Source organism: Thiolapillus sp., assembly GCF_048562965.1.
Classification (GTDB): domain Bacteria; phylum Pseudomonadota; class Gammaproteobacteria; order Chromatiales; family Chromatiaceae; genus Thiolapillus; species Thiolapillus brandeum_A.
This window is the reverse complement of record NZ_JBHNMF010000070.1, coordinates 1-10,776: the sequence shown is the minus strand read 5'-3', so window position 1 is coordinate 10,776 and position 10,776 is coordinate 1. Positions and strand designations below refer to the sequence as shown.

The 10,776-nt window shown below is 50.6% G+C and carries 9 protein-coding genes; 7 read left to right on the top strand and 2 right to left on the bottom strand.

Features of this window, described 5'->3' with window-relative positions:
* A partial coding sequence (locus ACOCD2_RS06035) for an SNF2-related protein (protein WP_419601219.1) occupies positions 1-2,836 on the bottom strand: 2,836 nt, incomplete at its 3' end.
* 1 nt (position 2,837) lies between these two features.
* A complete protein-coding gene (gene mads1, locus ACOCD2_RS06030; RefSeq protein ID WP_419625644.1) occupies positions 2,838-3,011 on the bottom strand; it encodes a methylation-associated defense system helix-turn-helix domain-containing protein MAD1 in 174 nt (57 codons plus the stop codon).
* Between the two features lie 371 nt (positions 3,012-3,382).
* On the opposite strand from mads1, the gene ACOCD2_RS06025 reads away from it, so the two are divergent.
* The 7 genes from ACOCD2_RS06025 (at position 3,383) to ACOCD2_RS05995 (ending at position 10,483) form a co-directional block, all read left to right on the top strand.
* Positions 3,383-4,303 carry a hypothetical protein gene (locus ACOCD2_RS06025; protein WP_419582616.1) on the top strand — a complete coding sequence of 307 codons (921 nt, stop codon included), beginning with the start codon at positions 3,383-3,385 and terminating at the stop codon, positions 4,301-4,303.
* The gene (locus ACOCD2_RS06020) at positions 4,287-4,877 is read left to right on the top strand and encodes a hypothetical protein (protein WP_419582617.1); all 591 of its coding nucleotides are present in this window, start codon (positions 4,287-4,289) and stop codon (positions 4,875-4,877) included. The genes ACOCD2_RS06025 and ACOCD2_RS06020 overlap by 17 nt, the downstream gene beginning before the upstream one ends.
* Before the next feature lie 93 nt (positions 4,878-4,970).
* Positions 4,971-6,077: a CBASS cGAMP-activated phospholipase gene (locus tag ACOCD2_RS06015; protein ID WP_419582618.1), complete on the top strand. Its 1,107-nt coding sequence runs from the start codon at positions 4,971-4,973 to the stop codon at positions 6,075-6,077.
* Between the two features lie 19 nt (positions 6,078-6,096).
* A complete protein-coding gene (locus ACOCD2_RS06010) occupies positions 6,097-7,137 on the top strand; it encodes a cyclic GMP-AMP synthase DncV-like nucleotidyltransferase (RefSeq protein ID WP_419582619.1) in 1,041 nt (346 codons plus the stop codon).
* A complete protein-coding gene (locus tag ACOCD2_RS06005; protein ID WP_419582620.1) occupies positions 7,118-8,905 on the top strand; it encodes a ThiF family adenylyltransferase in 1,788 nt (595 codons plus the stop codon). Before ACOCD2_RS06010 ends, ACOCD2_RS06005 begins: the two co-directional genes overlap by 20 nt.
* Positions 8,902-9,381: a Mov34/MPN/PAD-1 family protein gene (locus ACOCD2_RS06000; protein ID WP_419582621.1), complete on the top strand. Its 480-nt coding sequence runs from the start codon at positions 8,902-8,904 to the stop codon at positions 9,379-9,381. The genes ACOCD2_RS06005 and ACOCD2_RS06000 overlap by 4 nt, the downstream gene beginning before the upstream one ends.
* Positions 9,382-9,457: 76 nt before the next feature.
* On the top strand, positions 9,458-10,483 hold the full coding sequence (locus ACOCD2_RS05995; RefSeq protein ID WP_419608968.1) for a cyclic GMP-AMP synthase DncV-like nucleotidyltransferase: 1,026 nt from the start codon (positions 9,458-9,460) through the stop codon (positions 10,481-10,483).
* Positions 10,484-10,776: the final 293 nt, after the last annotated feature.

Sequence of the window (10,776 nt, the reverse complement as noted above, 5' to 3'; positions counted from 1 at the left end):
GGCGATCGGTCTGTGTATGTTGGTTCATTCTTTGTTCGAGAGCCTCGATCAGTTGGTCGCGCTTTTCGATAATTTCGTCTTCGACATCGAAGATCTGCTGGCGCTGGCGGCGTTGCAGGCGCTCCAGATCCCGTATCTGTTTCTGGATGTCATGCTGCTGCTCGACCGTTTCTGCCTGCCGGGACTCCCGTTTTAGCCCGCGGATTCGAGCCTTGGTGTCCTGCAAGGCTTGTTCGGCAGCCAGGATCTTGTCGTCCGCCCATTTTTCCAGCTTCTCCCGCTCGGCCTGGAAGAAGCGGTTGTTGGCCTCAAGAATGCGGCTGATAACCGCCTGGCTGTGGCGTTCGGCGTTGGCATTCAATGTTTGTGGGACGGGTGCACCGTTCAGGGGCGTTGGCCTCGATGCAGCGTGGCAGGAAAAGAGTTTCTCGCAGGTTTCCTGATCGAGTGGCCTGCCATCTGTCATGACGCCAGTAAAGACCAGATGCTCTTCCCGTTGAAAGGAATCGACGGTCAGTAGGTCGAGGCAGAGCCAGCCGGATTGGCCTTTCAGTGCCTCGACTACCGAAATTTTGCCCGGATGGTTTGAGATGTCGAACTGTATCTCGGCCTCTGATGTTTCTCCGGCTCTTGCCGTGTCTAGTACGTATTCTCCAAGAGGGTGGGTGAGACGGTACAGGTGTTCGGCACTGATTTCCTCGTCTTTTAATCCTTTGCGAATGAGTTGGTAATGGCCGGGATGGATGTTTTCAGTCGGTGCCTTAGTGAGTACGAAGTCATGCTTCTCGTCGTCGAAGCGGGCGTGCCCGCTCAGCACATGGCGCGTGAGTTCCCAGAACAAGCGGCCCACCTTGTCCAGGCGCTGCTGTGCCTGGTCAAGCTGTATCTTGAGCAGGTCATGAATATCTTCGTCGAAGTGCTCGAGAAGCAGTTGGCGTGTGTCGTCAAGCCGTTCTGAGATATCCGCCTCCAGTTCTTTCTGCAAGGCTTCGAAGGCCGATTGAATCTCTTTAGGTGAGCGACAGCTCTGGTAGATATCGAGGATGCGTTTTTCAAAGTCGATGCCACTTTCGATCCGGCCCAGCACGTCATCGGATGCCCCGAACACACCATTGAACAGATTGAACTTGTCGGTAAGAAGTTCCAGCACGCGCTTGTCGGCTTCGTTGCGGGTGTTAACAAAGTTGACCACAACCACGTCGTGTTTCTGGCCATAACGGTGGCAACGCCCGATACGTTGTTCAATGCGTTGCGGGTTCCAGGGCAGATCGTAATTGATGACCATGGAGCAGAATTGCAGGTTGACACCCTCCGCAGCAGCCTCTGTGGCAACCATGATCTCGGCCTGGTCTCTAAATCGCTCAATCAGGGCGGTGCGACGGTCTACTGGCCGGGAGCCGGTGATCTTGTCACTATCCCGATTGGTCTCCAGCCATTGTTGGTAGATGGCTGTGGATTCGGGATCGGTGTTGGTGCCGTTGAAGGTGACCAGTCTCCCCTTGAAGCCATTCTCTTCTAGGTAGGCTTTGAGATACTCCTGTGTGCGGCGAGATTCCGTGAAGATGATGGCCTTGCGCGGGGCCCCCATCTTTTCCATTTCATTGAATCCGGTTCCCAGAGCCGTGAGGAGTTGTTTGGTTTTTTCGTCGGTCTTGATAGCCTTGGCCCAGTCGATGTACTGCTCCAGTTCGGCTATTTCTTGTTCGACCTGTTTACGGTCGATTGCTGATTCGCTTTCAGTTTCGACGCCGTTGGTGTCTTCCAGTTCCTCCAGGTATTCCTCTTCGAGCTCGTCCTCTTCAATCAGATGATTGAGGAATTCTTCGGTGACAGGCTGCTGGTCGCGAAGGGATACAAGTCTGTTGCGAATACGATTCAATGTTTCGGTTACTGCGTATGAGCTGGATGCCAGTAGCTTGCGTAGAATCAGGATTGTCAGGTGTCTCTGACTTTTGGGGAGGGCGTAGGACTCTTCGCGAAGCATAAAAGCAGAAAGGGCATCGTAGAGCCGTTGCTCATCGTCACTGGGCGTAAACGGCTGGGTGAAGGTGCGCCGTTCGGTATAGCGTACATATTCTAGGACCTGTTTGCGCAGGGTGCGCTTGACAAAACTGGACAGCCGATCGCGCAGTTCATTTGTATCGGCCCCAGCATGCAGGTACTGCTTACGGAAGGCTTTGTCGTCGCCGAAGATATGTTCGTCGATTAGTGTGGAAAGGCCATATAGCTCCATCAGGCTGTTCTGGAGTGGCGTGGCCGTAAGCAGCAATTTCTGTCTACCATACAGCGCTCGACGTAGTGCCTGACCCATGCGGTTACTCTTCTGGTGGGCATTCCTGAGTTTGTGAGCCTCATCGAATGCAACCAGATGCCAGGGGATGGCGCGTAACTCATCCTCCATCCGGCTGGCATAGTGGTACGACAGGATGATGACCTTGTTCTGATCGAATGGATTGTAAATGCCTTCCTGCCGTTGTCTGCGGACACTGGTGGCATCCAGAATTACGGTGGGAAGGTTGAATTTTTCGCTGAGTTCGGCCGCCCACTGACGGCGCAGAGAGGCGGGGCAGATAATGAGCAGCTTGCGCTTACGCTCTGCCCAGTATTGGCAAAGCACAAGTCCGGCCTCAATGGTTTTACCCAAACCGACTTCGTCAGCCAGAAGCACACCTTTTGAAAGGGGTGAGCGCAATGCAAACAAGGCTGCCTCGATCTGATGGGGGTTGAGATCAACGCTGGCATCGAAAAGCGATGTTGAGATACGGTCGATATCATCCCCGGCAGCCTGGCGGGTCAGCTCGTGGGCGTAGTATTTTGCGTGGTGGTTCGTTATCACGCTAATCCGCCTCAGTCCCTTGATTTGATTGATCTTTGATCCATTGGTCGACCTCGTCTTTCCGAAATCGCCATGCATTCCCGACTTTGAAGGCCGGTATCTTTTTTCCGGAGGCAAGTCGATAGACTGTACGTTCATTGACCTTCAGGTATTCCGCAACTTCTTTGATCGTCAAAATTTCATCCATCGATTTGTGCCCGGCAGGTGTCAGATAGGCCTACATAGTGTCAAACGTGTACAATAGAGTACATGAATCTACCATAATCTGGGTTTTTATCAACGGTTTGAACAGCAGACGCGCTGGATAGATTGCCCGGCATTTCTTGTCGGGACAGAAGTGCCAACGGTATTCTGGCAGCCACGTCTCGCTTTGTGGGTCGCCCAGCCGATCTACGCGATCTTTGGCGTACAAGAGATTTGGCCATAGTTGCGCAGATGTCCGCTGCAACACAGTGACAAAGCCGATGGCTGTTTGGGCAAAGGGTTATGGCAAGAATTAGCAATTAACGATAAATTGACCTTTTGACTCGTGTGGCCGGAAACAGAATGACTTGCCTGATCGAATTCCCTCCAAACTGGATCAGTGCCCGAGTGCTTGAAGAAGTGCTTGTCTCCGGCTGTGAGCCTCATGACCCAGATAATGCGAAAGTAGATTTCAAGTTTCCCACTGGCTCTAAGGTGATGATCGATGCAGCTCTGCGCCTCCTCTCCTTGTTCAATCAGCTGGATCACTCCATGCACCGTGTTCGGCTTCATTTCGAAGAGGGTTTGGATGGAGCCATGGGTTACTTGAATCGGATGGGTTTTTTCGATCACCTATCTCCCAGGGTTGAGGTCTTACCAGGTCGGCCGGATTTTTCGGGCGCTGAAATATTTGGTGGTATGAACGCAGGGTTGGTAGAGATTGCGCGTATAAACAGGGAAGTTCGCGATAATGCGTTGCCTTCTCGCCTTACGGAGGCGCTTATAAGTGCCTGCGGTGATCGGTCTGATGCTTCTGAGCTTGAGGGAGCAGCATGGACAATCTTTGCGGAGCTTATCGACAATATCTTTTCCCACAGCCAGACCCCATTAGATGGTTATGCTGCGTTGCAGGTGTACTCGGGTGGGGATAATCTCAAGGTAGCTGTTTCAGATAGTGGTCTGGGAATTATGGAAACACTCAGGCCAGCTCTAAAACAGGAGGCACCGGCCCTTCTTCGCCTATCGGATCTTGATCTTCTGGTTGAAATTTTCCGACAGGGAATCTCGCGGCATGGCGCTGATCGTGGATGCGGTTTGAAGGGCAGTGCCGCTAAGGCCATGAAATATAAAGCTGAACTGGATGTCCGGCTACCAAATGCCCGCGTCCTGCTAAAGCCTGGTACACAGGAGTATCGACCTGATACTGCTTTTTGTTACGAACAGCTTCCGTTGATTTGGGGTACCCATATTTGTTTCACATTCCGGCTTGACAATGGCACCTGAATCTGGTTCACTTAACGAGATGAATGAGATTTCGGTTGTGATCCGATTGTTTGATTTTATGGAATCCCCTGAAGGTTGGGGGCGTGATCAAGGTCGGGTGGTTTACCAGAAGCTAATCAGCTTCGTGGAGAACCACCCGGGTGTTATGGTATTCAAGGTTTCTTTGAGTGGTGTTCGGCGGGTTGATATCTCCTTCGCGTCTGAAACGGTTGTAGAGGTCGCACGCCGATATCGAGGTAGTAAAGGCTTTTGTTTTATTGATTTGACTGATGCGGACATGCTGGAAAATTGGGAAGCAGCAGCCGAGCGAAAGCAACAGCCCGTGATGGTTTGGGATGATGGTGTCGGACGCGTAGTGGGGATGCAGCCAAGTCAGGGAAATCAGGCAGCATTCGATTTTGCGCTAAAGCATTCGCGTTCGAGGGCGGCGGATTTTGCAGTTGCAACACCAGGCATGTCCATCGCGAATGCCAGTAACAAGTTCAAACAATTGTGGCAGCAAGGGTTTTTGCTGCGTAGAGAAGAGACTGCGGGTTCAGGAGGCGTAGAATTCGCATATTATCGGATTGGTTAGTTTTTTTTTGCGCTTCCGTTCATCAGCTTCACTGAACGAGATTTAGGCGTAGTGGTATGAAGATGTGGCAAATAATGTACAAAGTGAAAAATATTGGGCAAGCACGAAAGTTTGACCAAGGTGATTCGGATGGCATTTAGAGTATTAAGTATTGATGGCGGGGGCATGCGTGGTATCTACACTGCTGCGTATCTTGAAGCTCTTGAACGCTCTTTTGCAGAACGACGTGAGCTGCCACAAGGTCTGGATGTAGGGAAGGCGTTTCACCTCGTCGTAGGAACAAGCACGGGAGCGATCATCGGCTGTGGTCTGGCAAAGGGGGTATCACCTTCAGAGATGGTGCAGCTCTACAGGAACCACGGCCCAATGATCTTCCCAAAAAGGATGCCATCAGCACTGAATTGGGACCTCATCACTCAGTTGCGAAAACGGCCAAAGTATCTAGAAAGCGGGAATGATGCGCTCAAGGGCTCGCTTACCCAAGTGTTTGGAAAGATGACGATGCGTCAAGTATGGGATGAGCGCGCCATTGCTTTGGCTATACCAGCAGTGAATATGTCCACTTACCGGCCTTGGGTATTCAAGACGCCACATGATCCCAAGAGTGACCACAGAGACGATAAATACACTCTTATCGATATATGCCTGGCGAGCAGTGCAGCGCCGCTCTTCCGCTCGCTCGCCGCTATCGACCAACCGGGTGGCGACAGTTGCGACATTTTCACAGATGGTGGCTTATGGGCAAACAATCCAGTTGTAGTAGCACTTGTTGAAGCTCTACGGATACTCGGTGACCGTGACGAAGAAATTGAGATCTTCAGCTTGGGAAGCTGTGGAAAACCGGAAGGTGAGGTAATCAGGCGTGATCAAATACATCGAGGGCTCTTGGAGTGGAAATTTGGCGGGGAGGCGGCCAAGGTCGCGATTGCATCACAGGAGTTTGCTTTTGACATGATGGCTAAGTTCCTGATACCGCATCTTAAGAAACCGGTTCGAATAGTCAGGTTTCCTTCAGAAAAGATCCCGGGTGCCATGCTTCAGTATCTCGACCTTGATGAAACTCGTCCAGAAGGACTGGAGGCGCTAATACGCCATGCGAGACAGGATGCACACATGACCAATAGTGCGATTCAGCAAGGTACGGACGAAGGCTGCATGATTGAATCGGTATTCAACGATATGCCTCCAAGAGAGGCCTGACCAATGGAGGTAAATTGATATGTATGATTGTGCAAAAGATGTTTTGGCCTATCACAACGACGAGGTGACTCTCCTGCGTTCTCAACGTACGGAAATGCGTGATCGTAGAAATTCTAATCGAGATCGTTTGGTTAATCGCCTGGAGTCTGACGATAAACCGTTGCCAAAAGAGTTCATTAAGCAGGGATCCTACGCGATGCTCACGATGGTGCAGGATCAGGACAATGATTACGACATCGATGACGGCGTGTACTTTACGCAGGAGTCACTCCGGGATGAAGACGGAAACGATATGTCACCACGCGATGCGCGTCAGATAGTGTGTGATGCTCTTAAAGACGGGAGGTTCAACAAGCAGCCAAAAGTGATGAAAAACTGCGTGAGAATCTTCTACGAAGAAGGATATCACGTTGATATGCCCATATACCGTATCCGAGACTATGACCAACAGTACGAGCTGGCCTCTGGTGATGACTGGGTGTTATCGCGCGCGGCCGATGTGGAAGACTGGTTCGATCATGTGAACCAGACGAAAAGTCCCGATGAGAACAACGGGCGTCAATTTCGCCGCATCGTGCGCCTTATTAAGAAATTTGCACGCAGTCGGGATGGATGGAAAGCGCAGATCGCCAGCGGGTTCACAATTACGAAGTTAGTCGAAGAGTGCTACGTAGCTGATGATGGACGTGAAGATGTTGCGTTGCGCGAGACCATGAAGCGTATGCGTGACCGGCTTGTTGTGAACCTTGAAGTAGAGCATCCGGTAACCCCAGGCGCGATGCTCACGAAGGGTTCGAGTGACGAGAGTACGGCATTTTTACGGGACAAACTGGCTACAGCACTCGACGATCTTGCTGTTCTGGATGATGCTGACTGTACAAGCAAGAATGCACTCGCCGCGTGGGATAAGGTTTTCAATACCGATTTCTTCTCCGCTCGCCATAAAGAGGATGCGGCAGAGAACTCTGCAACTGCGAATGCTGCCATACTTGGCAACCTTGTTTCTGAACAGAGAAATCCACGCGTGGTAGACAAGCGAGGTGGAGGGCGGTTTGCCTGATGATCGATACGAAGAGGCGGTTCGCCAAGTAGTAGAACTGCTTGGGCAGTTTAATCATGCCCGTGCACTTACTGTTAGACAGCTATCCGCCTGCCCGAAACGGTTTGTCCAGGGGTGGGAAATACCTGGCCTTTGTGGCGACTCTGACTACAATCTACGGTTGCTAGTTACTAGGGACTTTCCCTTCTGTCCACCGCGTGTGGCTGTATCACCTGCGCCTCCAGTCCTTACGTGGCCAAACCTAGAAGAAGACGGACTTCTCTGTCTGCTACCGGAATCAGCGCATGTCTCGATTAGTGATCCGAGATCGGTAGTGCTGTCTCTTCTTGATGACGCGCAAGGGCTTATTCGAGCCAATCTCGCTGGTGATGGACTGGAACGATTTGAGGACGAATTCCATAGCTATTGGATCAGATGGGATAAGACCACGGCTTTGATGAATTTGCTGTGTCATCCGGAGGGGCCGTCGCGTTGGGTAAGTGCATGGCATGGGAAAAACTACACGCTGGTTGCTGAAAGTGTGGAAGAGCTGCAAAGCTGGCTCAGAAACAGGTATGGCGAGAAGTCTTCAAAAAAGGCAGAGTTTCAGTCTGTCCCTCTGATTTGGTTGCCGCGTCCTCCTCACCCATCGGAGTATCCCGCAACTGTATCAGCGTTGATGTCGCTGTTGCGTTCAAACGGGGTTGGTCAAGAAATGGTCAGAGAACTGTTGCTCGAAGACCAGGCTAACTACAAGACCGTTGTATTGGGGTTTAATGGCAGACACGGTGCGGGATTCGCGGGTATACGCATCCACGAGCCTAAATCGGTTGGGCGTTCTGGTAATGCACTGATGAAAGGATTTCGCAGTCGCCCGCCTGACCGGGTTTTACTCGCGCGATATGGCGCCGGCCAGATCGTTGGAGCCAGGGTTGTTCGTTATGATGCGTCATGGATTCACGGTCGAGACCATAATGATGATGTATGCGCGTTAGGGGATAAGTCAGTTGTGGTGGTCGGATGTGGATCGCTGGGCAGTACCGTCGTTGAACTAATCGCGAAAGCAGGTGTTGGAAAGATCACCATTATTGACCATGATTTCCTTGGATCAGAAAACGTCAGTAGGCATGCGTTGGGTGTTAGCGCAGTTGGCTTGAGAAAGGCAGGCGAGATGGCCCGTGAAGTTGCGGCCCGCTTTCCGCACCTGACCATAGAAGGATATGCTGAACCGTTCGAACGCTTTGCTGAGGATGAGTTAGAACAGCTTTATTCTGCTGATCTCATAATATCGGTTACAGGGAGTTGGCAGGTTGAAAGTCTACTAAATTCAGTTTTCTGTGAGTCCGAGCAATTTCCGCCTGTCTTGTCAGGCTGGTTAGAACCTCATGCTGCTGTTGGGCATGCGATAGTAGTGTTCAATGGGCAAGGTTGCCTTCGTTGCTTGATGGATGACCTTGGTAATATACGTCTCCCTGTAACCGAATGGGAAAAAAAGGATACCATGCTCTCTATTCCAAGCTGCGGTGGGCTATTTCAGCCCTATGGTGCTGTGGAACTGACTCATGTGCACGCTCTAGTTGCAGATCTTTCGCTTGATATTCTACTTGGACGGGTAGATAGCTCAACGCATAGAGTATGGCTTGGCCATAAGAAACTGCTCGATCATACAGGGGGTAAGTGGAATTCTGATTGGGTAGACCGGCATGGTAATCCTGGATCCGGCGGTTCAGTTTTAGATGTCATGTTCGAACGCGATCCAGACTGTCCTGAATGTGGAGGACTGGGATGAGCCTGCGGTATGGGTTCACGCCTGGTGGCGCTTCGCTGATCATTTCGGATAAGGCAATCTCCACTATGATCCGGTTTCGCCAGATCGGTTCATCTCAAAAAGAAGCAGGCGGCCAACTATTCGGGCATTTTGATGGCTCAGATACAATTATAGTTGAAGCAACTCGTCCCAAATGGCTGGATCGCCGTGGCCGAACAATATTTCGTCCAAACCGGTGGTTACAGCATCGAGAAATTCGTGATCGTTATGCTCGTGGGCTTCATTTTATCGGTGATTGGCATACGCATCCGGAGAAGATTCCCCGTCCATCGAATGAAGATTTACATAACATGACAGAGTGTTTTGAACGCTCAGTTCATGAACTCCATGCCTTTGTCATGATTATTGTAGGAACTGCATTGCCACCGGAAGGCCTTCATGTCTCACTGGTTAAGAAGGATGAAGTACTGACTATGGTACAGGAAACGGTACTATGAAGGATCGATACAAAGTACGAGATATTCACAAAAGCCAAGTGAAAATGATCATCAAATCTTGGATGGGAATGAGTTCATGAATCCTTTGGTTGTTCGAGTTGTGGGGTTTGTGGCTGTTGTAGCCGGGGGCGTAGCTCTTGGCAATATGATTAGTCGACGCCCCTGTAAAATGTACGATTGCGACTGGGTGTTGCGAGAGTTTTATCGTCGGTATATTCGGTTATCTGACTCAATTCAGGGAAGGCTTCGCAGTAACAGGGATACAAATCGCGACAGAATTAAGACTGCCCTTGGAAAAGTCAAAGGGCCTGTTCCACGCGGATACATTATCCAAGGGTCGTACGCAATGGATACGATCATTCATGCCCCTAATAATGAATATGATATCGATGATGGCATAGTCTTTGTTGCTGAAGATCTTATTGGACCACGTGGCGGAAAACTATCACCTCGGCAAGTTAGGAAAATGGTTTGCGTGGCACTACAAGACTCGCGATTTAATCGGCAGCCTGAAATGCGCAAGAATTGTGTTCGCGTTTATTACAATGAGGGCCATCATGTAGATATTCCTGTCTATCGTGAAAGGCAGGGATTCTTCGGTGACATCATTCTAGAAATTGCAAGTGCTGATGAGTGGAAGAGATCTGACCCAGAAGCAGTGACGGATTGGTTTAACAAGGCAGTAGTTGCGAAAAGCCCTGACACAAGTGATGGTCGTCAGATGCGGCGTATAACCCGGTTACTGAAGGCATTTGCGAGAAGCCGTGCATCGTGGAATATGCCTAGTGGTTTTGTCATATCCAAGCTGGTACATGATGAATATGTACCCAACCCTGAGCGTGATGATGTTGCTTTGTATGAGACCATGGCCGCGATTCATGGACGTCTTCAGTACGATCTTGATGTGGAACATCCTGTGCTAGACGAGATGTTGACAGAAACAGCTGAGGATGCATGCATGGTTCATTTTCGTCTTCGCCTTGGTGATGCACTGAAAAAGCTCTCGATCCTCTTTTCTGGCGACTGCTCCAATAGAGATGCAGCAGAAGCGTGGGATGCAGTATTTGGGGGTAGTTATTTCTCAGAACGAATGCTCGAATAAGTGCTTCGCACCTTATCTCGGATTGGCAACATTATCCAAATCCACGTGACAATGGTAAAGTAGGCGCTGTTGATGTTTTTGTTTTATGGCTCAGCATCAGGCAAGGCGTTACTGCTGACTTGCCGATATGCTGTGTTGTTTTTCTCATGTATTGCTAGTCAATTGGCTTCAAACCTTCGCTGCCAGCCATGGAGAGCGAAGCGAAGGCTGGTAGTCCCCAGTAGCCGCGAGGCCGCACTGTTTTCCCGGCGTGCCTTGCGCCAGAGGGAAAACAAAGTAGGCCTCCGAACGCG

Coding starts and splice junctions, on each gene's coding strand:
- ACOCD2_RS06010 (WP_419582619.1), top strand. CDS start 6,097: ATGTATGATTGTGCAAAAGATGTTTTGGCCTATCACAACGACGAGGTG.
- ACOCD2_RS05995 (WP_419608968.1), top strand. CDS start 9,458: ATGAATCCTTTGGTTGTTCGAGTTGTGGGGTTTGTGGCTGTTGTAGCC.
- ACOCD2_RS06000 (WP_419582621.1), top strand. CDS start 8,902: ATGAGCCTGCGGTATGGGTTCACGCCTGGTGGCGCTTCGCTGATCATT.
- ACOCD2_RS06025 (WP_419582616.1), top strand. CDS start 3,383: ATGACTTGCCTGATCGAATTCCCTCCAAACTGGATCAGTGCCCGAGTG.